The organism is Phyllobacterium sp. RCAM01083 (genome assembly GCF_055685835.1).
In genome coordinates this window covers 2,479,198-2,501,647 of record NZ_JBVFZN010000005.1, presented here as the reverse complement: position 1 = coordinate 2,501,647, position 22,450 = coordinate 2,479,198, and the positions used below count along the sequence as shown (strand labels likewise).

21 protein-coding genes are annotated in these 22,450 nt (G+C 58.4%); 18 read left to right on the top strand and 3 right to left on the bottom strand.

Features of this window, described 5'->3' with window-relative positions; translation table 11 throughout:
* Positions 1-29: 29 nt before the first annotated feature.
* From ACZ25R_RS19095 to ACZ25R_RS19050, 10 genes are all read left to right on the top strand, one after another.
* Positions 30-1,049 (top strand): PhoH family protein, encoded by a 1,020-nt coding sequence (locus ACZ25R_RS19095; protein ID WP_463011880.1) that lies wholly within the window; start codon positions 30-32, stop codon positions 1,047-1,049.
* A 161-nt stretch (positions 1,050-1,210) separates the two neighbouring features.
* Positions 1,211-1,708: an rRNA maturation RNase YbeY gene (ybeY, locus tag ACZ25R_RS19090; protein ID WP_472461890.1), complete on the top strand. Its 498-nt coding sequence runs from the start codon at positions 1,211-1,213 to the stop codon at positions 1,706-1,708.
* A 5-nt stretch (positions 1,709-1,713) separates the two neighbouring features.
* Positions 1,714-2,802 (top strand): hemolysin family protein, encoded by a 1,089-nt coding sequence (locus tag ACZ25R_RS19085; RefSeq protein WP_346305927.1) that lies wholly within the window; start codon positions 1,714-1,716, stop codon positions 2,800-2,802.
* A gap of 57 nt (positions 2,803-2,859) precedes the next feature.
* Positions 2,860-4,449, top strand: a complete 1,590-nt coding sequence (gene lnt, locus ACZ25R_RS19080; RefSeq protein WP_472461889.1) for an apolipoprotein N-acyltransferase — start codon at positions 2,860-2,862, stop codon at positions 4,447-4,449.
* A gap of 100 nt (positions 4,450-4,549) precedes the next feature.
* On the top strand, positions 4,550-4,969 hold the full coding sequence (locus ACZ25R_RS19075; RefSeq protein WP_223612073.1) for a helix-turn-helix domain-containing protein: 420 nt from the start codon (positions 4,550-4,552) through the stop codon (positions 4,967-4,969).
* A gap of 165 nt (positions 4,970-5,134) precedes the next feature.
* Positions 5,135-6,400: a methionine adenosyltransferase gene (gene metK, locus ACZ25R_RS19070; protein ID WP_199537979.1), complete on the top strand. Its 1,266-nt coding sequence runs from the start codon at positions 5,135-5,137 to the stop codon at positions 6,398-6,400.
* A 22-nt stretch (positions 6,401-6,422) separates the two neighbouring features.
* Positions 6,423-7,130, top strand: a complete 708-nt coding sequence (gene trmB, locus ACZ25R_RS19065; protein ID WP_472461888.1) for a tRNA (guanine(46)-N(7))-methyltransferase TrmB — start codon at positions 6,423-6,425, stop codon at positions 7,128-7,130.
* A gap of 237 nt (positions 7,131-7,367) precedes the next feature.
* The gene (locus tag ACZ25R_RS19060) at positions 7,368-8,318 is read left to right on the top strand and encodes a Bug family tripartite tricarboxylate transporter substrate binding protein (RefSeq protein WP_288191782.1); all 951 of its coding nucleotides are present in this window, start codon (positions 7,368-7,370) and stop codon (positions 8,316-8,318) included.
* Entirely contained in the window at positions 8,315-8,797 is a 483-nt protein-coding gene (locus ACZ25R_RS19055; protein ID WP_472461887.1) for a tripartite tricarboxylate transporter TctB family protein, read from the top strand. Before ACZ25R_RS19060 ends, ACZ25R_RS19055 begins: the two co-directional genes overlap by 4 nt.
* 14 nt (positions 8,798-8,811) lie before the next feature.
* Complete coding sequence (locus ACZ25R_RS19050) at positions 8,812-10,329, top strand: tripartite tricarboxylate transporter permease (protein WP_472461886.1); 1,518 nt, start codon at positions 8,812-8,814, stop codon at positions 10,327-10,329.
* A gap of 33 nt (positions 10,330-10,362) precedes the next feature.
* Here the strand turns inward: ACZ25R_RS19050 and ACZ25R_RS19045 are convergent, their stop codons facing one another.
* A complete protein-coding gene (locus ACZ25R_RS19045; protein ID WP_165401755.1) occupies positions 10,363-10,527 on the bottom strand; it encodes a hypothetical protein in 165 nt (54 codons plus the stop codon).
* A gap of 412 nt (positions 10,528-10,939) precedes the next feature.
* Between ACZ25R_RS19045 and rimP the strand changes: the two genes are divergently transcribed.
* The 6 genes from rimP to truB all read left to right on the top strand — a co-directional run bounded on the left by rimP (position 10,940) and on the right by truB (position 18,251).
* Positions 10,940-11,602 carry a ribosome maturation factor RimP gene (gene rimP, locus ACZ25R_RS19040; RefSeq protein ID WP_472461885.1) on the top strand — a complete coding sequence of 221 codons (663 nt, stop codon included), beginning with the start codon at positions 10,940-10,942 and terminating at the stop codon, positions 11,600-11,602.
* A 63-nt stretch (positions 11,603-11,665) separates the two neighbouring features.
* Positions 11,666-13,267, top strand: a complete 1,602-nt coding sequence (nusA, locus tag ACZ25R_RS19035; RefSeq protein ID WP_464662508.1) for a transcription termination factor NusA — start codon at positions 11,666-11,668, stop codon at positions 13,265-13,267.
* 31 nt (positions 13,268-13,298) lie between these two features.
* Complete coding sequence (locus ACZ25R_RS19030) at positions 13,299-13,940, top strand: RNA-binding protein (RefSeq protein ID WP_374042649.1); 642 nt, start codon at positions 13,299-13,301, stop codon at positions 13,938-13,940.
* Positions 13,937-16,708, top strand: coding sequence for a translation initiation factor IF-2 (gene infB, locus ACZ25R_RS19025; RefSeq protein WP_464662510.1), 2,772 nt, complete (start codon positions 13,937-13,939; stop codon positions 16,706-16,708). Before ACZ25R_RS19030 ends, infB begins: the two co-directional genes overlap by 4 nt.
* Positions 16,709-16,802: 94 nt before the next feature.
* Positions 16,803-17,276: a 30S ribosome-binding factor RbfA gene (gene rbfA, locus ACZ25R_RS19020; RefSeq protein WP_223612059.1), complete on the top strand. Its 474-nt coding sequence runs from the start codon at positions 16,803-16,805 to the stop codon at positions 17,274-17,276.
* The gene (truB, locus tag ACZ25R_RS19015) at positions 17,277-18,251 is read left to right on the top strand and encodes a tRNA pseudouridine(55) synthase TruB (protein ID WP_223612057.1); all 975 of its coding nucleotides are present in this window, start codon (positions 17,277-17,279) and stop codon (positions 18,249-18,251) included. It begins immediately after the preceding gene.
* On the opposite strand, the gene ACZ25R_RS19010 is transcribed toward truB, so the two are convergent.
* The gene (locus ACZ25R_RS19010; RefSeq protein ID WP_472461884.1) at positions 18,248-18,595 is read right to left on the bottom strand and encodes a gamma-glutamylcyclotransferase family protein; all 348 of its coding nucleotides are present in this window, start codon (positions 18,593-18,595) and stop codon (positions 18,248-18,250) included. The genes truB and ACZ25R_RS19010 overlap by 4 nt on opposite strands.
* 38 nt (positions 18,596-18,633) lie before the next feature.
* Positions 18,634-19,401, bottom strand: a complete 768-nt coding sequence (locus ACZ25R_RS19005) for a class I SAM-dependent methyltransferase (protein WP_472461883.1) — start codon at positions 19,399-19,401, stop codon at positions 18,634-18,636.
* Between the two features lie 307 nt (positions 19,402-19,708).
* Here ACZ25R_RS19005 and rpsO point away from each other — a divergent pair, with 307 nt between their 5' ends.
* Both rpsO and pnp read left to right on the top strand, forming a co-directional pair.
* Positions 19,709-19,978: a 30S ribosomal protein S15 gene (gene rpsO / locus ACZ25R_RS19000; protein ID WP_105736700.1), complete on the top strand. Its 270-nt coding sequence runs from the start codon at positions 19,709-19,711 to the stop codon at positions 19,976-19,978.
* Between the two features lie 214 nt (positions 19,979-20,192).
* The gene (pnp, locus tag ACZ25R_RS18995; protein ID WP_464662519.1) at positions 20,193-22,337 is read left to right on the top strand and encodes a polyribonucleotide nucleotidyltransferase; all 2,145 of its coding nucleotides are present in this window, start codon (positions 20,193-20,195) and stop codon (positions 22,335-22,337) included.
* The last annotated feature ends 113 nt before the right edge of the window (positions 22,338-22,450 follow it).

Here is a 22,450-nt window from a genome sequence, read left to right as displayed (position 1 = left end):
ACTGAACACCTTTTGGTAAGGAGAGCCGATTGACCGCCACCGAAAAGCTGAAACCCGCTCCGTCAGGGGCCTCGGATCTGGCGCATATCGTACTGACATTCGACAATAACCGGCTGGCAAGCGCCTTGTTCGGTCAGTTCGACGAGAACCTTGCCCGCATCGAGCAGAAACTGGGTGTCGATGTCCGCTCCAAGGGAAACCAGCTTGCAATTCGCGGTGAACCGGGCGCGACCGAACAGGCCCGAAGGGCTCTCGATCAGCTCTATGAACAGCTGCAGAAGGGCCATGATATTTCGGCATCCGATGTGGATGGCGCATTGCGCATGGCTATTGCCGCCGACGATCAACTGACGCTTCCCAGCATGGAAAACAAGAGCAAGATGGCTGCAGCCCAGATATCGACCCGCAAGAAGACGATTTTTGCCCGCACGCCCACGCAGGATGCCTATATGCGGGCAATGGACCGCTCGGAAATGGTGTTCGGCGTCGGCCCTGCCGGTACTGGCAAGACCTATCTGGCCGTTGCCCATGCCGCCATGCTTCTGGAGCGTGGCCTGGTGGACCGGATCATTCTGTCGCGTCCGGCCGTGGAGGCTGGTGAACGTCTTGGCTTCCTGCCCGGTGACATGAAGGAAAAGGTCGATCCGTATCTGCGGCCGCTCTATGATGCGCTGTATGACATGATGCCCGCCGACAAGGTCGAGCGGGCCATTGCTGCCGGTGTCATCGAAATTGCACCGCTGGCTTTTATGCGCGGACGCACGCTGGCGCATTCTGCCATCATTCTTGATGAGGCGCAGAACACGACAGCCATGCAGATGAAGATGTTTCTCACCCGCCTTGGTGAAAACGGACGCATGATCATCACCGGTGATCCCAGTCAGGTCGATCTTCCTCCTGGCCAGAAATCTGGTCTGGTTGAAGCGCTGAGAATTCTCGACGGCGTCAGCGGGATTGTCACAGTCCGCTTCTCGGATGTGGACGTTGTCCGCCATCCGCTTGTTGCGGCAATCGTCCGTGCCTACGACAAGGAAGGCGCCAAGCCCTGAGATATTTCGATCACTTCATCCCGTTGGCGGTCTGATGCGATTTTCTGCACTTCCGGCGTTTATGGACTACAATGTCCACGGCGCTCCGGTTCTTGAAAACCGCATTATCCGACTCAACGGGCTGAGTGCTCGAAAGATATCCAACGCTTGATGGTACAATTTTGATCGATACCGATATTCTCGTTGAAACCGACGGCTGGCCCGAGGAGGCCACCCTGCAGGCGCTTGCCGAAATGGCCATTGCTGCTGCATGGCAGACATTGGACGGCGGCCCGCAACCGGTGAGTGAACTCAGCCTCGTCTTCACCGACGACGCGGCGATCCGCGAACTCAACAATGACTGGCGCGACAAGGACAAGCCAACCAATGTGCTGTCATTCCCCGCCTTTCCGATCAAGCCCGGCCAGAAACCCGGCCCCATGCTCGGCGACATCGTCATCGCTCGGGAAACGGTCGAGCGTGAAGCTGCCGATGAACAGAAACCTTTCGACCATCATTTGACGCATCTGATCGTACACGGCTTTTTGCATCTGCTGGGCTATGATCATATTATCGAGAGCGAAGCGGAAGAGATGGAAGATCTGGAGCGTAAAATTCTCGCGCATCTTGCCATTCCCGACCCATATGCGCTATCGGTCACTGACGATCAATCCGATTGAGGACCATGTCTGACACGTCGCACCAGAACGATCCTGCCGCGCCCGCCAAGGGCATAACCGGGCAGGAGAGTGACGCCGAGGGGCAAAGTAGCACCAGAGCGCCCGCAACCGAAAAGCGCTCGCTTCTCACTGCAATCTTTCCATTTCTGCGCGCTCGCCCGGGCACATCCCTGCGAGAGGATATCGATGCGGCGCTGGCAGGCACGGATAATGGCGATACGGCGTTTTCGCCGGAAGAACGCGCCATGCTTCACAACATCCTGCGCCTGCGTGAATTGCGCGTGGAGGATGTGATGATCCCCCGCGCTGATATCGAGGCGGTCGATATCACCACGACTCTCGGCGATCTGCTGGAGGTTTTCGAGAAATCCGGCCATTCGCGCATGCCGGTTTTCGCGGAAACCCTGGATGATCCGCGTGGCATGGTGCATATCCGTGATGTGGTCAATTACATCACCAAGATTTCCAGGGTGAAGACCCAGCGCCGAACTTCGGCGAAGGCACCCAAGGCACCGGCTGCTGCCAAGTTTGATCTGGGCAATGTTGAGCTGACCAAGACCATTGCAGAGCTCAGTCTCATGCGGCCGATCCTTTTCGTGCCGCCCTCGATGCTTGCCAATGACCTGATGGGCCGCATGCAGGCACAGCGCATTCAGATCGCGCTGGTTATCGATGAGTACGGCGGGACCGACGGCCTGGTGTCGCTGGAAGATATCGTCGAAATGGTCGTCGGCAATATTGAAGACGAGCACGACGACGATGAAGTGATGATCATGGAGGAGCCGGAAGGCGTCTTCATCGCCGATGCCCGCGCCGATCTTGAAGAGGTCGCCGGAAAGATCGGGCCCGGCTTTGTCGTTGGCGAGCATGGCGAAGACGTCGACACGGTCGGCGGTCTGATCTTCTCGATTCTCGGGCGTATTCCCGTGCGCGGCGAGATGGTCCAGGCGGTTCCGGGTTATGAGTTCCATGTGCTCGAAGCCGACCCGCGCCGTATCCGCAAGGTTCGCATCGTGCCGCTGCGCCATGCCGAGCGCCGCCCGCGCGCGCCGCGTCCGGGCGCGGCGGATGAACCTGCTGAAATGGACGAATGATTGGCGCAAGTCTCACCCGCTTATACTGACGAAAAATCACCGAGGGTGGGGCATGGCATGATCCAGCGTCTGGCCGGAAAAATCATCCTGCTGTGGGGATGGAAGCGTGTTGCGCTGGCATTTCTCATGGGTGCGCTGGCCAGTTTCGCGCTGCCGCCCTATGATTTTTTTGCCGTCTGCTTCATCTCCTTTCCGGTTCTTGTCTGGCTGATTGACGGTGCCGTTGACAATGCGGGTGCCGGGCCTCTCCGCAGGCTTTGGCCGGCTGCCATGATTGGCTGGTGGTTTGGTTTCGGCTATTTCGTCTTTGGCCTCTGGTGGCTGGGGAATGCACTGCTGGTGGACGCTGCCGGCTTTGCCTGGGCAATTCCGCTTGCCGTGCTTGGACTGCCGGCCGTTCTCGCCGTTTTCTACGCTTTTGCCGCAGCGCTGGCCCGACTGTTCTGGAGTGAAGGGATGGGCCGTGTTCTGTCGCTGGCGTTTGCCTTCGGTATTACCGAGTGGCTGCGTTCCATTGTGCTCACCGGTTTCCCCTGGAATGCGATCGGCTATGCGGCGATGCCGGTTCCCGTTCTCATGCAGTCATCGGTTTTTGTCGGCCTCCTGAGCATGAATGCGCTGGCCGTCGCGGTGTTTTCCATGCCTGCCCTGCTTGCTGGCCGCCGGGATATCAGAACGGGCCTGGTTGTCGCGCTGATCCTGGTGTGCGCCCATGCGGGTTACGGGTTTTACAGGCTGCAGACAGCCAGCCTTGTCGCAAAAGGCCCCAATGTTCGTATCGTTCAGCCGTCGATCGCGCAGGATCTGAAGTTTGACGTGGAAGCGCGCCGCGATATTCTTGATAAATATCTCGCCATGAGCGGCAAGCCGCCCCGATCCGGTGCCCCGGCACCCGACGTGATTGTCTGGCCGGAAACAGCGGTCCCCTATATCCTGACGAGAACACCCGACGCGTTGCGGGCCATTGCCGGAATGCTGAAAGAGGGGCAAGTCCTGCTCGCCGGGGCCGTGCGGATGGAGGAGCCGGGAGGCAATCAGCCGCCGCTATATTACAACACGATCTACAGCATCAATGATGCCGGTGAGATTACCGGTGCTGCCGACAAGGTGCATCTGGTTCCGTTCGGCGAATATCTGCCGCTCGAAGGCATTCTGCGCAGCCTGGGTTTGAACGAAATTGCTGGAATGCCTGGCGGGTTTACCGCAGGCGCCTCCAAGCAGTCGCTCAAGGTGAGCGATAATCTCACCGCTTTGCCGCTCATCTGCTATGAAGCGATCTTTCCGGCTGAAATGGGGTATCAGGGGCCGGCGGCCGACGCGATCATCAATGTGACCAATGATGCATGGTATGGCGATACGCCAGGTCCGTATCAGCACTTCCGCCAGGCGCAATTGCGCGCGGTCGAGCAGGGTTTGCCGCTTGTCCGCGCCGCCAACAATGGACTATCAGCGGTTGTCGATCCCTACGGTCGAATCATCGATGCCCTGGCATTGAATGCAGTGGGTGTGGTCGATGTGGCGCTTCCCGGTAGGGTTCAACTACCATTAAGTGAAGGCTTACGCAGATTTCAATTTCTGATTGTACTCGGTCTGCTTTTTGCTGCCGTACTGGCGTATTTTTATCGGGATAGAAGGCGTCTCGGTTGACTTTTTTACCTTTGCCCTGTCGAATACCGTTATATTTGGTCTGTTGATACATTGATGATAAAATTAGTTTTCAGCCCCATTTCATACGAATGAGATTTTCATGCCCGATAATAAAAAGCGACCGAACCCAGTTGACGTCCACGTGGGCGCCCGAATCCGTCTGCGCCGGAACATGGTTGGCCTCAGCCAGGAAAGACTAGGCGATAGCCTGGGAATTACATTTCAGCAAATTCAAAAATACGAGAAGGGTGTCAACCGGGTAGGTGCCAGCCGTCTGCAAGCGATTGGCAACGTTCTCAACGTACCCGTCACGTTTTTCTTTGATGATATGCCCGACCAGCCGGAAAAGGTGCAGGGTTTCGAGGAGGAAAGTGACAACACATACGTTGTGGGCTTTCTCAACAGCTCCGAGGGGATACAGCTTGCGCGTGCCTTCGCCAAGATCGGCGACCCGAAGATTCGCCGGAAAATCCTCGATCTGGTGCGGACATTGAGTCACGAAGAAGATCCCGAAGGATAGATTCCCGTTAGCCTGCCGATCTTTCCGTTCAAACAGTAGAAAAATTCTTCCAATGCTGTTTGTTTGAAAACGAAAGCGATTGACTGAATCCTTGGACCTTGGCAAACACTACGCAGGCTCGTTCCCTGTGGAATGGGCGTACGTTTGTTTCAAGAGGGGTTTCCCGTGACACGCAGTTCCTATCTTTTTACCAGTGAGTCTGTATCGGAAGGTCATCCAGATAAGGTTTGCGACCGTATTTCCGATGAAATCGTCGACATGATTTATAAGGAAGCAAAGAAAACGGGTGTTGATCCGTGGACTGTGCGTATTGCCTGTGAAACCTTGGCAACGACCAACCGGGTTGTTATTGCCGGTGAAGTGCGTGTCCCCGACACGCTGCTCAAGAAGGACAAGAACGGCGCCGTTGTTCATGACGCCAAGGGGCATCCGGTCATCAATCCCTCCCGCTTCCGCGCTGCCGCCCGCCGTGCGATCCGCGATATCGGCTATGAGCAGGATGGCTTCAGCTGGAAGACTGCAAAGATTGACGTGCTGCTCCATCCGCAGTCGGCCGACATCGCGCAGGGCGTCGACAATGCGTCTGACCGTCAGGGTGAAGAGGGTGCAGGCGACCAGGGCATCATGTTCGGCTATGCCTGCCGGGAAACACCGGACCTGATGCCGGCTCCGATCTATTATTCGCACAAGATTCTCGAGCTTCTCGCCGCTGCCCGCCACAAGGGCGAGGGCGAGGCTGGCCGGCTTGGCCCCGATGCCAAGAGCCAGGTGACGGTTCGTTACGTCGATGGCGTAGCGGCGGAAGCGACGCAGATCGTTCTTTCGACACAGCATCTGGATGCAAGCTGGGATTCCAAGAAGGTTCGCAAGGTCGTTGAACCCTACATCCGTGAAGCGCTGGGCGATCTCAAGATTGCCGACAATTGCGTCTGGTACATCAACCCGACCGGCAAGTTCGTCATCGGCGGACCGGATGGTGACGCAGGGCTGACAGGCCGCAAGATCATCGTGGACACCTATGGCGGTGCGGCGCCCCATGGCGGCGGTGCTTTCTCCGGTAAGGACACCACCAAGGTTGATCGCTCGGCTGCCTATGCGGCACGCTATCTCGCCAAGAATGTTGTCGCCGCCGGCTTTGCCGATCGCTGCACGATCCAGCTGTCCTATGCCATCGGCGTAGCCCAGCCTCTGTCGGTCTATGTTGACCTGCACGGCACCGGCAAGGTGAACGAGGATGCCGTGGAAGCTGCCCTGCGCAAGGTCATGGACCTGTCGCCGACAGGCATCCGCAAGCATCTTGACCTGAACAAGCCGATCTACGCCAAGACATCCGCCTATGGCCATTTCGGCCGCAAGCCCGGTCGTGACGGTTCGTTCTCCTGGGAAAAGACCGATCTGGCCAAGCAGTTGAAGAGTGCACTGGCTGCGTAAGCAGCCAGTTTGATTGAAGATGATGACAGATACAGAAGAGCCCAGGCGCGAGCGCTCAACGGAAGCGTTTTTCGGCAGACGCAATGGCAAGACACTGCGGCCCCTGCAACGCTCCATCCGCGACGAGTTGCTGCCGCTGCTGAAACTGGATCTGTCGGAACCTGCACCCGGCGACCTTCGCAGTCTTTTTACTGCGGAGGTCGACAAGGTTCGGCTCGAAATCGGCTTTGGCGGCGGCGAACATTTGCTGCATGAAGCTGCCCGTTTTCCCAAGTCCGGCTTTATCGGTGTCGAGCCTTTCGTCAACAGCATGGCAAAGCTGGTTGTCGATCTGCACGAAAATCCCCTGCAGAACATCCGCCTGTACGATGACGATGCAACGCAGGTCCTGGACTGGCTGCCGGACGCATCGCTTGACGGTATCGATCTGTTTTATCCGGATCCTTGGCCGAAAAAGAAACATTGGAAGCGCCGTTTCGTCAGCCAGAAGAACCTTGACCGTTTTGCCCGGGTGTTGAAGCCGGGCAGCCCGTTCCGTTTTGCATCGGATATCGATACTTACGTCAACTGGACATTGCAGCATTGCCGCGCTCATGGGGCGTTCGCGTGGCAGGCTGAGACATCCGCCGACTGGCACACGCCCTATGAGGCCTGGCCCAGCACCCGCTATGAGCAGAAAGCGCATCGCGAAGGGCGTGTCGGTGCCTACCTGACTTTTTCACGCCGCTGATTTGCCGATCCGGCCGATATTGGCCGGTCTTCCCCAATACGTGACAGCTTCCAGACAGTTTTCTCCTGTCAATCTGAGCATGAGGAGACCGCTGGGAGGCTGTCCTATAGTTTATTGGTGTACGTTGAACTGCGCGGCTTAGCGTCAGTTCACGACTTTGACTGTTACCGCCTCCCGGCTTCTTCAAAGATCCAGCAAAAACAGACGGCGAAATGCTGTCACGGGAGGATTTCTACAATGCGTAAAATGTTGCTTGCTTTCGCTGCTGCCGGCGCGATGATTGTGTCGGGTTCGGCCTTTGCTGCCGATTACAAGATCATGGCACCGGCTGCCCCCGGCGGTGGCTGGGACCAGACCGCCCGCACCATCCAGTCCGTGCTACAGGATGAGAAGATTTCCGGAAGCGTTCAGGTGGTCAATGTTCCGGGCGCTGGCGGCACCATTGGTCTTGCCCAGTTTGCCAATTCGGCGAAAGGTGATCCGGCTCAGCTGATCGTCGGCGGATATGTCATGGTCGGCGCCATCCTGACCAATGCGTCGCCGGTCAATCTCAGCCAGGTTACCCCCATTGCCCGGCTGACCGGCGAATTCGAAGCGCTGGTTGTCCCCGCCGCATCGCCCATCAAGAACATGGCCGATCTCGTGGAAAAGCTGAAGTCCGATCCAGGTTCGGTGTCGTGGGGCGGCGGCTCGGCTGGCGGTACGGACCACATCACGGCGGGCCTGATCGCCAAGGCAGCGGGTGTTGACCCGACCAAGGTCAATTATATCGCTTTCTCTGGCGGCGGCGAAGCGCTGGCTGCTATTCTCGGCAATCAGGTGACGGTGGGCATTTCCGGTTATGGTGAATTCGAATCGCAGATCAAGGCTGGTACGCTGCGCATTATCGGCATTTCCAGCGATGCGAAGGTAGCAGGCGTCGATGCACCGACGTTCAAGGAGGGCGGCATTGATGTGGCCATCCAGAACTGGCGCATGGTTGCTGCGGCCCCCGGCATTTCCAAAGAACAGGAAGCTGTGATCAGCGCCGATGTCGAGAAGATGGTGAAGTCGAAGGCGTGGCAGGATCAGCTTGCCACCAAGGGTTGGGCAGACACCTATCTTGCAGGTGATGCGTTCAAGACGCAGTTGGCGAAAGATACCGAAGCTACATCGGCAATCCTGAAAGATATCGGCCTTGTAAAATGACAAACAACGTGTCTGCATCCGCAACGCGCCGCCCCGACCGGGCGGCGCTTGTCATAGCCGTCGTTCTCGCCGTGGTTGCGGCTGTCATTGTCTACAGCACCGCGACCGCCCACGGCGGAAGCACCACGCGCATCGGCCCCGGCGCATTTCCCTACACCATATCCGGCTGCCTTTTCGTGTTGTCCGTCTGGACCGGCATTGAAGCCTGGCGCGGGGATTTTCCCGAGCGCGAGGCGCAGGAATTTGGCCCTGTCATCTGGATTGTCGGCGGGCTTGCCGCGCAGATGCTGCTCCTGAACACGGTCGGCTTTTCCATTGCAACCGGCATATTGTTTGCGGCGACAGCCCGCGGTTTTGGCAAAAGGCCGCTGTGGATGACCATTCCGATCGGGATCGCCCTTTCTTTCGTCGTCTGGATCATTTTCGCCAAGGGGCTGCAATTGTCGCTTCCTGCCGGGCCGCTTGAGCACCTCATTTAAAAGGCATCACAGCCATGGATACATTTACACTCCTCGCCCACGGCTTTCTGGTCGCGCTGGAGCCGATGAACCTGTTTTACGCGCTCGTCGGTGTCACGCTCGGTACCGCTGTCGGCGTTCTGCCCGGCATCGGGCCGGCGCTGACGGTGGCGCTGCTTTTGCCGGTCACCTACAAGCTTGACCCCGCGGGATCACTCATCATGTTTGCCGGCATTTACTATGGCGGCATGTATGGGGGCTCGACCACATCGATCCTTTTGAACACGCCTGGGGAAAGCGCTTCCATCGTCACGGCGCTGGAGGGCAACAAGATGGCCCGCGCCGGCCGTGGAGGGCCTGCGCTGGCAACGGCCGCCATCGGTTCCTTCGTTGCCGGCCTGATCGCAACGCTTGGGCTTGCACTGATTGCGCCTACAATCGTCAAATTTGCCCTGTCGTTCGGTCCGGCCGAATATTTTGCCCTGATGATCCTGGCGTTCATGACCGTATCCGCCGCCTTCGGCGATTCAACCCTGCGCGGTCTCACTGCGCTTTTTCTCGGCCTTGCCCTCGGATTGGTTGGTATCGACCTCCAGACCGGGCAGGCGCGTCTGGCTTTCGGTATTCCCGACCTTCTGGATGGTGTGGAAGTCACCACTCTTGCTGTTGCCCTGTTTGCAATCGGCGAGACCCTCAGTGTCGCGGCTGCCCGCTACGGCGGGGATGAAAAGATCGAGCCGGTCAAGGGATCGGTGTGGATGAACAGGGAAGACTGGTCGCGGTCATGGAAACCATGGTTGCGTGGCACGATCATCGGTTTTCCCATCGGCGCCATGCCGGCAGGCGGCGCCGAGATCGGTACATTCCTGTCCTATTCGGTGGAGAAGCAGCTGGCGAAGAAGCCGGAGGAATTTGGCCATGGCGCCATTGAAGGTGTGGCAGGCCCGGAAGCCGCCAACAATGCATCGGCTGCCGGAACACTGGTCCCGCTGCTGACGCTTGGGCTGCCGACGACGGCAACCGCAGCGATCATGCTGGCCGGTTTCCAGCAGTTCGGTCTGCAGCCCGGACCGTTGCTGTTCGCCACCAATCCGCAAATTGTCTGGGGATTGATTGCCAGTCTTCTCGTGGCCAATTTCATGCTGCTGGTGCTGAATCTGCCGATGATCGGGCTCTGGGTGCGCTTGCTGTCCATCCCGAGGCACTGGCTCTATGCCGGCATTCTCGTGTTTGCCACGCTTGGCACCATCGGTGCCAACCCGTCGACATTCGAGCTTGGCATGCTGCTGGCATTCGGTGTCATGGGGTATATTCTGCGCCGGTTCGGTTATCCGATCGCGCCGGTTGTGGTCGGCCTGATCCTCGGGCCGATGGCCGAGCAGCAACTGCGCCGTGCGCTGGCGATCAGCCAGGGCGACATTACCGTGCTGGTCGGGTCGCCCATTGCGATCATTCTGCTGGTGTTGGCGGTCTGTGCCGTGGTCGTGCCACTGATCTTGCGGGCACGGGGCAAAGGCAAGGTGCTGTCGCAGCTTGCCGCAAACGAAGACTGATCAGCGATCAGCCCGGTCCACCGGTTCTATCGATTAGTTCCGGTGGATTGTGCTGAACTGAACAGGGTCAATGCCGAGATTGCGCAGATCCGACGGGACCGGCTGATGACCGAGGCGTGTTGCAGAAGCAACAGCAACGGCACTGCCGAATACGTTGAGAAAGCGGCTGATCTTGTAAGGCATATGTCTCTTGGTCATGGCTCATTCCTTTCGCAGTTATGTTGCGATGCAGCATAGATAGGCGAGTTAACTCGAAAGGGTTAGGTCCTGCAGCGCACGGCAGCCATGCGAAAATGCATTGCGGCAGCATGAATTCGGCATTTTCAGCCCTTATAAAAGCCTGAATCCGTTTGTCTGGATGATTTTTGACCAGCTCGGCATATCGCAGGTTGAACGGCCGGCTCTTGCCAGGCGGGAAGCGGTATGTGCGGCTGCATGCGGCGCTGAAATCGCAGAACGGCTGCAGCCGCGCAGAAATTCGTCACAGAGCTTGAAACTCTCCCCTCATTTCGATATATAGAAGTCATATTCTTGGTCGATAGAACAGGGGTGGGTCCACACAGGTCCCGCTCTTTTTTGTTTCTTGGGGCCGAAACAGGGAAAATTCTGCGTGACAGACGGCACCAAAACAGAACACCAAGCGGTTGAAACAACCGCGCATGAAGAGCGCATTATCACCGAGACGGGCGTCGATGCCCGTATTGCCGGTATTATCGAGCCAGTGCTGGAATCCATTGGTTTCCGCCTTGTGCGTGTTCGGCTTTCCGGACTGAACGGCCTGACCTTGCAGATCATGACCGAACGCTTCGACGGCACCATGACCGTCGAGGATTGCGAACTGGTCAGCCGGACGATGTCGCCGGTTCTTGATGTGGAAGACCCAATCGACCGTCATTACCACTTGGAAGTATCGTCGCCGGGTATCGATCGCCCGCTGGTGCGCAAGTCGGATTTCAACACGTGGTCCGGTCATGTCGTCAAGGTTGATACTTCTGCGGTTCTGAGCGGGCGCAAGAAATTTCGCGGCCGCATCGCTGCCGTTACCGACGGCAGTGTCACGATAGAAAGCGATCAGGCGAGTTATGGTGATGAGCCGGTGATCGAGGTGCCATTCGAGCTGATCTCGGATGCACGGCTCATTTTGACGGACGATCTTATTCGCGATGCCTTGCGCCGCGACAAGGACTTACGCGAAGGCCGGATTCCCGAGGAGGGCGCCGTAGCGCCTGACGACGCCGAATCCGCTGAGCGGGAACAGACAAAACAGGATTGATCTTCATACGCCGCGGGAGAAGCGGTGCGATGAACCCCCAAGGGGAACTTCAAGGAGAAAGACATGGCAGTCAGTGCAAACAGGCTAGAACTTCTGCAGATCGCCGATGCGGTGGCCCGCGAGAAGTCGATTGACCGCGAGATCGTCATTGCGGCAATGGCCGATGCCATTCAGAAGGCCGCGCGTTCGCGTTACGGTCAGGAAACCAATATCCGCGCCGATATCAATGCCAAGACCGGCGAGATCAAGCTGCAGCGCCTGCTGGAAGTTGTCGAAGATGTTGAAGATCCGGTGACGCAGATCAGCATGGATGCCGCGCGCGACCGCAATCCCGATGCGCAGCCCGGCGATTTCCTTGCCGATCAGCTGCCGCCGATGGATTTCGGCCGTATTGCCGCCCAGTCCGCCAAGCAGGTTATCGTGCAGAAGGTGCGTGAAGCCGAGCGTGACCGCCAGTATGACGAATACAAGGATCGTGTCGGCGAAATCATCAACGGCAGCGTCAAGCGCGTCGAATACGGCAATGTGATCGTCGATCTCGGCCGTGGTGAAGCCATCGTCCGCCGCGACGAACTGATCCCGCGCGAGACATTCCGCTACGGTGACCGTGTTCGCGCCTATGTCTATGACGTGCGCCGCGAACAGCGCGGCCCGCAGATTTTCCTGAGCCGCACCCATCCGCAGTTCATGGCGAAGCTGTTCACCATGGAAGTGCCTGAGATTTACGACGGCATCATCGAAATCAAGTCGGTTGCCCGTGATCCCGGCTCGCGCGCCAAGATTGCCGTGATTTCGCGCGATTCCTCGATCGATCCTGTCGGCGCCTGCGTTGGTATGCGCGGCTCGCGCGTTCAGGCGGTTGTCGGTGAACTCCAGGGTGAAAAGATCGACATCATTCCGTGGTCGCCTGAACCGGCGTCCTTCATCGTCAACGCGCTGCAGCCGGCGGAAGTCGCCAAGGTTGTGCTTGATGAAGATGCGGAACGTATTGAAGTTGTGGTTCCGGATGACCAGCTATCCCTGGCAATCGGTCGTCGCGGCCAGAATGTGCGCCTTGCATCGCAACTGACCGGCTGGGATATCGATATCCTCACCGAGCAGGAAGAGTCGGAACGCCGCCAGAAGGAATTCGTCGAACGCTCCAACCTGTTCATGGAAGCGCTTGATGTCGACGAGATGGTCGGTCAGGTTCTTGCATCGGAAGGTTTTGCCAGCGTCGAGGAAATCGCCTATGTGGATGGCGATGAAATTTCCTCCATCGATGGTTTCGATGAGGAGACGGCAAGCGAAATCCAGCAGCGCGCCCAGGAATATCTCGGCCGCATCGAAGCTGAACGCGATGCCCGCCGCAAGGAGCTGGGTGTTTCGGACGAACTGCGCGATCTGCCTGGCATGACGAATGCCATTCTGGTTGCTGTCGGCGAAGACGGCGTCAAGACGATTGAAGATTTCGCCGGTTATGCTGTGGATGAACTGACCGGCTGGCGTGAGCGCAAGGATGGTGAGACAATCAACCATCCCGGCATTCTCTCGGCTTTCGAAGTCAGCCGTACCGATGCGGAGCAGATGGTTCTGACAGCGCGCCTCAAGGCTGGCTGGATCACCGAAGACGATCTGGTTGCTGTTGAGACGGATGAAGTGCCGGACGAAGAGGTCGCTGGCTAAGAGCGAGAGGCCTTTGTACGTGGAACCGGAAATGAATGACAGGACATGCATTGTCACGCGCGAAGGCGGTTCTGTCGATGACATGATCCGGTTCGTCGCAAGCCCGGACGGGGCGGTTGTCGCTGATTTGAAGCGCAATCTTCCCGGGCGGGGGTGTTGGGTGAAGGCCCAGCGGCGTTATATTGATGAAGCGGTCAAGCGAAAGCTCTTCCCGCGCGCATTGAAAACCAATGTGACTGTCCCGGACGATTTCGGGTTGGTTGTTGAGCAGATGCTGGTAAAATTCGCGCTTGGCAGTTTTGGGTTGGCGCGCAAGGCCGGTGTTGTGGTAACAGGGGCCGCAAAAGTGGACTCAGCTATCCGCAACGGCACCGCAGCGATGGTTCTTCATGCCCGTGAAGCAGCGGAAGATGGCATCCGCAAGCTTGACCAGGCCCGCCGTTCGGTAGTTTATGCCGGCGGACCGGAAATTCCCGCCCTTTCATTGTTTGAAAGCAGTGAAATGGATTTGGCACTAGGCGGGGTAAATGTGATACATGCTGCCGTACTCAAGGGGAAGGCAGCTGCCGGGTTCGTCGAGCGAGCTTGGCTGCTACAGCATTTTCGCGATGGCCGTACGGATCTGGCCGACGCTAAAGCGGCATCTGCCGCGAAGGAAACGGAAACGGAATGAGCGATACAAAATCGACAGACGACAAGACGCTTGGCGTCAATAAAAAGACCCTGACCCTGAAGCGGCCTGGCGTTGAACAGAGTACTGTGCGTCAGAATTTCAGTCATGGCCGCACGAAGTCTGTTGTCGTTGAAACCAAGAAGCGCAAGTTTAGCCTTCCGGATCAGAAGCCTGAGGTAACGCCGCCTGCTGCGCCTGCACCGGCAACACCGGCGCCGGCCTCTGCGGCACCTGCTCCTTCTGCACCGGTTGTGCGCCCGGCGGCTCCCCAGCCGGCCCCTGCACCCGTGCAGGCGACGACATCAAGTGCTGCTCCTGCGCCAGCGCCGCGTCCGGCGGCTCCTGCGCCAAGCACGTCAGCTGCTTCTGCATCCGCGAGCGCGCGTCCCGCTGCTCCGGCGCATTCGCAGCGGCCTGCCCAGCAGCCCTACCGTTCATCGCGTCCGAACGACCGTTCGGGCATGGTGCTGAACACATTGTCGTCCGCCGAGCTTGAAGCCCGCCGCAAGGCACTCGAGGGTTCAAAAGTTCGTGATGCGGAAGATCGTGCGCGTGCGGCTGTCGAAGCTGCCCGCCGTGCGGAGGAAGATGCTTTGCGCGCCAAGGAGCGTGAAGAATCCGCCCGCCGCCAGGCCGAAGAAGAAGAGCGCCTGCGCAAGGAAGCCGAAGCCAAGCAGCGTTCGGAAGAGGAAGCCCGCAAGCGCCAGCCTGAAACCGCGAAAGCGGCCGAAGATACCGCTGCGCCGAAGGGTGCCGTCCGCAAGCCGGTCGCTGACGAGGAAGAAGAACGCCGTGGTCCTGCGGGTGCCCGCCGTGGCAGCAGTGCCGCTCCGGCCAAGCCGGAAGTGCGCACACCCAAGGTCGTCAAGGGCGAAGACGAGCGTCGTCGCGGCAAGCTCACTCTGGGCACGGCGCTGAACGATGAAGGCCGCAGCCGTTCGCTGTCCGCGATGCGCCGCCGCCAGGAAAAGTTCAAGCGTGGCATGCAGCAGGACACCCGCGAGAAAATCGCGCGCGAAGTCATTCTGCCGGAGACCATCACCATTCAGGAACTTGCACAGCGTATGGCCGAGCGTTCGGTTGACGTCATCAAATTCCTGATGAAGGAAGGCCAGATGATGAAGCCGGGCGATCTGATCGACGCCGATACGGCTCAGCTGATTGCCGAAGAATTCGGTCATACGGTTCGCCGCGTTGCGGAATCCGACGTTGAAGAAGGTATCTTCAACGTGCAGGACGACGAAGGTGCGTTCGAATCCCGTCCGCCTGTTGTCACGATCATGGGTCACGTCGACCACGGCAAGACGTCGCTGCTCGACGCCATCCGCAAGGCCAACGTGGTGTCCGGTGAAGCCGGTGGCATCACCCAGCACATCGGCGCCTACCAGGTCGAGCAGAACGGTCACAAGATCACGTTCATCGATACGCCCGGCCACGCCGCCTTTACAGCGATGCGCGCACGCGGTGCACAGGCAACGGATATCGCTATCCTTGTGGTTGCCGCCGACGACAGCGTGATGCCGCAGACGATTGAATCGATCAACCATGCCAAGGCAGCGGGTGTTCCGATCATCGTGGCGATCAACAAGATCGACAAGCCGTCCGCCGATCCGCAGAAGGTCCGCAATGGCCTGTTGCAGCACGAAGTCTTCGTGGAATCGATGGGCGGTGAAACGCTCGACGTGGAAGTGTCGGCGAAAACCGGTGCCGGTCTCGACAAGCTGCTCGAAACGATCCTGCTCCAGGCTGAAATTCTCGACCTGAAAGCCGATCCTTCACGGACGGCCGAAGGTGTGGTCATCGAAGCCAAGCTCGACCGCGGTCGTGGTTCGGTTGCGACCGTTCTCGTCCAGAAGGGTACATTGCGTCCGGGCGACATCATCGTTGCCGGCAGCGAATGGGGCCGTGTCCGCGCCCTCGTCAATGATCGCGGTGAAACGGTCAAGGAAGTCGGTCCGGCAACGCCGGTCGAAGTTCTGGGTCTTCAGGGTCCGCCACAGGCTGGCGATCGCTTTGCCGTGGTGGAAAACGAAGCCAAGGCCCGCGAGATTTCCGAATACCGCACGCGTCTTGCCCGTGAAAAGGCAGTGGCACGTCAGGCTGGCTCGCGCGGCTCGCTCGAACAGATGATGAGCCAGTTGCAGGTCACCGGCCTGAAGGAATTCCCGCTGCTCATCAAGGGCGACGTGCAGGGTTCCATCGAAGCCATTGCCGGTGCGCTGGACAAGCTCGGAACCGACGAAGTTCGCGCACGCATCATCCATTCGGGTGCCGGCGGCATCACCGAGAGCGATATTGCTCTTGCCGAAGCCTCCAATGCTGCGATCATCGGCTTCAACGTGCGTGCCAACAAGCAGGCGCGTGACCTGGCCGAACGTGAAGGTATCGAGATCCGCTACTACAACATCATCTACGATCTGGTGGATGACGTGAAGGCAGCCATGTCCGGCCTGCTGTCGCCGGAACGCCGCGAAACCTTCCTCGGCAATGCGGAGATCCTCGAGGTCTTCAACATTACCAAGGTCGGCAAGGTTGCCGGTTGCCGTGTCACGGAAGGCAAGGTCGAACGTGGTGCGGGCGTACGCCTTATCCGCGACAACGTTGTCATTCACGAAGGCAAGCTCAAGACGCTCAAGCGCTTCAAGGACGAAGTGTCCGAAGTGCCTGCGGGTCAGGAATGCGGTATGGCGTTCGAGAACTATGACGATATTCGCGCAGGCGATACGATCGAAGCGTTCCGCGTCGAACACATTACCCGCACACTTTGACGCCAAGCCCCTGCAAGGGCAGCGTTTAAATCATCGATAACAGGATCGCCGGAACAAAAACCGGCGATCTCCTGTATCTTGGGATACGATAAATATGTCTCGTTTTGCCTCATCGTCCGGCCCCTCGCAACGCCAGCTGCGCGTCAGTGAGCAGGTGCGTCACGCCGTTTCTCAGGTGCTTCAGCGCGGCGACGTGCGTGATGACACGCTGGAAAACGCCGTTGTCGCCATTTCTGAAGTGCGCATGTCGCCGGATCTCAAGATCGCCACCTGCTTTGTCTCGCCCATTGGCGCGAAAGACAGCGATGCGGTGATTGCCGCGCTGAACCAGCATGCAAAATTCATCCGCGGCCGAGCAGCGGCCTATCTGAAGCAGATGAAGTACATGCCGGAATTCCGGTTCCGCATCGACTCGAGCTTTGACAACTACGCCAAGATCGATGCGCTGCTGCGCAAGCCCGAGGTGACCCGCGATCTCGATGATCATCACGACCACGATGATGATCATGACGATCCCAACCCCGGCGATGTGCCGGGACATGGCCCTGACGGCAACGGAAACAATTGAATGTCGAGACAGCGCAAGAAAAAAGGCCGGCCCGTATCCGGCTGGCTGATCTTTGACAAGCCGAAGGGCATGGGCTCGACCGAAGCAGTCTCCAAGATCAAGTGGCTGTTCAAGGCTGAAAAAGCCGGACATGCCGGCACGCTCGACCCCCTCGCATCCGGCATGCTGCCGATCGCGCTGGGCGAAGCGACGAAGACCGTCCCCTATGTGATGGACGGAACCAAGATTTACCGCTTCACGGTCACGTGGGGTGCTGAACGCACCACCGACGACATGGAAGGCGAGATCACGGTCACGTCGGAGCATCGTCCGGACGAGGCATCGATCAAGGCCATTCTTGCCAGATATACCGGTGTGATTCAGCAGATTCCGCCAAAATTCTCCGCCATCAAGATTGCCGGCGAGCGCGCCTATGATTTGGCACGCGGCGGTGAAGACGTGGAAATCCCTTCACGCGAAGTCGAAATCGACCGGCTCGAACTGATCGAACAGCCCGACGCATCCACCGCGATTTTCGAAGTCGAATGCGGCAAGGGCACCTATGTCCGCTCACTCGCCCGGGACATGGGGCGGGATCTCGGTTGTTATGGTCATATCTCCGATCTGCGCCGCATTGAAGTTGCTCCCTTTGACGAACAGGATTTCGTCACGCTCGAAGAACTGGAAGCGGCCCACCCGCCGGCACCTGCCGAGGGTGAGGAAGGCGAGGACCGTTCCTACGAAGCCATCGAGGCGCGTTTCTCGGTGATGGATGCATTCCTGATCGATACCGGCGCGGCGCTGGAAAGCCTGCCGCAGGTCGCCCTCTCCGACGATCAGGCGCACCGCATCCGCATGGGCAACCCGGTCATCCTGCGCGGCCGCGACGCGCCGGTTGAGGCTGACGAAGCCTGTGTAACGAGCAAGGGCAAGCTTCTTGCCATCGGCTTCATCGAGCAGGGTCAGTTCAAGCCCAAGCGCGTTTTCACCGCTTAAGCTTTCACGTAAACCCAGGCATCGATTCCTGATTTCAAGCGCACTTCGATGCGCTTGTAGTCGGACACTTCGTAGGCGTCCGCCGCGGCGAGTTCACTCGCCGTGATCTTGAAAACCGTCCCCGCGACCTCGTCGCCGGAATCGCCGCTTGGCACGACGATGGGATGGAAATTGCTGCCGCTGGCACGGATGACATCGGGATCGGTGATTTCGATCATCGATTTCCTGAAACCGGGCATCGCATCCGGCGTGCCTTGCAGAAGGCGGCCGAAGGAAGACAGCTGGACACCCTCCTGCTGCAGGGTTCCATAGGAAAACAGATGGATCGCCGGTGTGTCATTCATGCTGTGCTCCTCGGGCGCTTCGTCCTTATTGGCGAATATCATTCCTTGATGCAACTGTAGGCTGCGGTGTCGTAGGGCAGGGTGACCTCCGCTTTTCCGGCGAGCGTCGGTTCGTTTGCGATAAGGGCGCGAACGTCGGCGGCAACCCGTTCCTGTTTTTCCGGCGGCAGGGCGGCGATGAAGCTGGTCGACAGCACCCGGTTGACGATGACGTCTTCTGGCGCACCGGTATGGTTGTTGGAAAAGTGATGTTCCCTCAACGCGCTGAAGCCATTGAACGGAAAAGGCTTTTTCCACTCACCGGTATGGTGCCGGGGCGTGTCGCCTTCGTAGGGCGCAAAGATATCGGCGAGTTTTGCCACCCAGGGAATGCGCGCGTCCCGCGTGTTCCACACCAGCCCCAGGCTGCCGCCGGGTTTGAGCACCCGGTGGATTTCCGTGAGTGCGGCTTTGGTGGCAAACCAGTGGAATGCCTGCGCGCAGACGACCGCGTCCACGGATGCATCGGCAAGAGGGATCGATTCGGCAGTGCCTGATTTGGCCGAAATCTCGGGATGTTCATCAGTGAGTTTTTGCAGCATTTCGGCAACGGGTTCAATGGCGATGACCGCAGCGCCCGTCGTCAAGAGCCGGCGCGTAAACTTGCCGGTTCCGGCGCCGAGATCGACAACGGTCTTACCGGGTTCCAGATCCAGTTCATCGCGCAGCCATGCATCGAGCGCTGGCGGATAGTCCGGACGGCCCAGGACATAGCTGTCGGCCTTAGCGGCAAAACCCGTGGCAGCGGCGTGATGAATGGTGTTCATGATTTTACTCCGGATCATTGGCCCGCCAACCAGTATGGAAAGGCGGATTGGCGGAATCGGGGCGGGCAGGGACATGCCATGCTCATGCCGCAGTTACCGTCTAATATAAGATGGCAAAATGTATATGACCGTTTTGCCCCCGGTTCGACAGCTGAAAAGCGGTCGAATCATTTGCGGCTGGTAATTTGTCACATTTTCGACTATACGGCCCGCAGCGACAGGCTTTGCCTGCCGCTTTAACCGGCCCCCGCTGGACGACATCCCGGCCGTGGGCATCCCGTTTTCCCTTCAAAAGAAAGGACATACGATGTCGATTACCGCTGAACGCAAGCAGGCACTGATCTCTGAATACGCAACGAAGCCAGGCGACACCGGTTCCCCGGAAGTCCAGGTTGCAGTTCTGACAGAGCGCATTGTCAACCTGACCGAGCACTTCAAGGACCACAAGAAGGATAACCATTCCCGCCGTGGTCTTCTCAAGCTCGTCTCGACGCGCCGCAGTCTCCTTGACTATCTCAAGGGTGTAGACGAAGGCCGCTACCAGACGCTGATCGAAAAGCTCGGCCTGCGCCGCTAACGGATTGGACCGGCGGGTGCGTTCAGTCGCTCCGCCGGTCTCTGTTTATCCCCGACAGGGATGAACGCTACCATGAGGCAGGTCATGGGGCAGGATTGCAGGCAACTCGGCCATACGAGTTGCACGTTGTCTTGCCCGTGATTGGTCTGAAACGAAACGGGCGAAACATGCTGCATCAAAGGGATGCGCGTATTTCCCCACTGAAGGACAAGATATGTTTAATCAACACAAAGTTGAAATCGAATGGGGCGGTCGTCCGCTCATTCTGGAAACGGGCAAGATTGCCCGCCAGGCTGACGGCGCAGTTCTCGCCACCTACGGCGAAACCGTCGTTCTCGCCACCGTTGTTTCCGCCAAGGAACCAAAGCCAGGTCAGGATTTCTTTCCGCTGACCGTAAACTACCAGGAAAAGACCTACGCGGCCGGCAAGATTCCAGGCGGCTACTTCAAGCGTGAAGGCCGTCCGAGCGAAAACGAAACACTGGTTTCGCGCCTGATCGACCGTCCGATCCGTCCGCTCTTTGCCGATGGCTACAAGAACGACACACAGGTTGTTCTGACGGTTATCCAGCACGATCTCGAAAACAATCCTGACATCATTTCGCTCATCGGTGCTTCCGCAGCGCTGACGCTGTCCGGTGTTCCGTTCATGGGTCCGATCGGCGGCGCACGCGTCGGCTACATCGGCGGCGAATACAAGCTGAACCCGACCATCGACGAAATGGTTGAATCGAGCCTCGATCTCGTTGTTGCCGGTACAGGCGAAGCCGTTCTGATGGTTGAATCGGAAGCCAAGGAATTGGCTGAAGACGTCATGCTCGGCGCCGTGATGTTCGGTCACAAGAGCTTCCAGCCGGTTATCGACGCGATCATCAAGCTCGCTGAAGTTGCTGCAAAAGAGCCACGCGATTTCCAGGCAGAAGATCTTTCTGCTGTCGAAGCTGCGGTTCTCAAGGTTTGCGAAGCCGATCTGCGCGCTGCCTACAAGATCACCGACAAGCAGCAGCGTTATGCCGCTGTTGATGCGGCCAAGGCAAAGGTCAAGGCACACTTCTTCCCGGAAGGTGTTGAAGAGCCGGAATTCTCCGCCGAACAGATCGCAACCGTGTTCAAGTCGGTTCAGGCGAAGATCGTTCGCTGGAACATCCTCGACACGGGCGGCCGTATCGATGGCCGCGACCTCTCGACGGTTCGTCCGATCGTATCGGAAGTCGGCCTTCTGCCGCGCACCCACGGTTCGGCCCTGTTCACCCGCGGTGAAACACAGGCCATCGTTGTTGCAACGCTCGGCACCGGCGAAGACGAACAGTATGTCGACTCGCTGACCGGCATGTACAAAGAAACCTTCATGCTTCACTACAATTTCCCGCCCTATTCGGTCGGTGAAACAGGTCGCATGGGGTCGCCCGGCCGTCGTGAAATCGGTCATGGCAAGCTCGCCTGGCGCGCTATCCATCCGGTTCTGCCTGCCAAGGAACAGTTCCCCTACACGCTGCGCACGGTTTCGGAAATCACCGAATCCAACGGCTCGTCCTCAATGGCGACTGTCTGCGGCACATCGCTTGCCCTGATGGATGCCGGCGTTCCGTTGCTCCGTCCGGTTGCTGGTATTGCCATGGGCCTGATTCTCGAAGGCGAGAAGTTCGCTGTTCTGTCCGACATCCTCGGCGACGAAGATCATCTCGGCGACATGGATTTCAAGGTTGCCGGTACTGAAAGCGGTATCACTGCCCTGCAGATGGACATCAAGATCGACGGTATCACCGAAGAGATCATGAAGGTTGCTCTGGGTCAGGCCAAGGACGGCCGTCTGCACATCCTCGGCGAAATGGCCAAGGCCATCACCGAAGGCCGTTCGGAACTCGGCGAATTTGCACCGCGCATCGAAGTCATGAACATCCCGACCGACAAGATCCGTGACGTTATCGGTTCTGGCGGCAAGGTCATTCGTGAAATCGTCGAAAAGACCGGTGCGAAGATCAACATCGAAGACGATGGCACGGTCAAGATCGCGTCCTCCTCTGCCAAGGAAATCGAAGCCGCCCGCAAGTGGATTCATTCGATCGTTGCTGAGCCTGAAGTCGGCGAAATCTACGAAGGCACGGTCGTCAAGACCGCAGACTTCGGCGCATTCGTCAATTTCTTCGGTCCGCGCGATGGTCTGGTCCATATTTCCCAGCTCGCTTCCGAGCGTGTTGCCAAGACCTCCGATGTGGTCAAGGAAGGCCAGAAGGTCTGGGTCAAGCTCATGGGCTTTGACGAACGTGGCAAGGTTCGCCTGTCGATGAAGGTTGTCGACCAGGAAACCGGCAAGGAAATCGTTCAGGAAAAGAAGCAGGCTGAAGAAGACGCTGAATAAGCCTCTTGCTTTGACGTGATGAAAGCGCGCCCCCGTGGCGCGCTTTTTTCTTGGCGGGGTTCGATTGGCATGGAAAGTTGCCATTCCAGTCAATTCCGCTTCAGACAGACCTA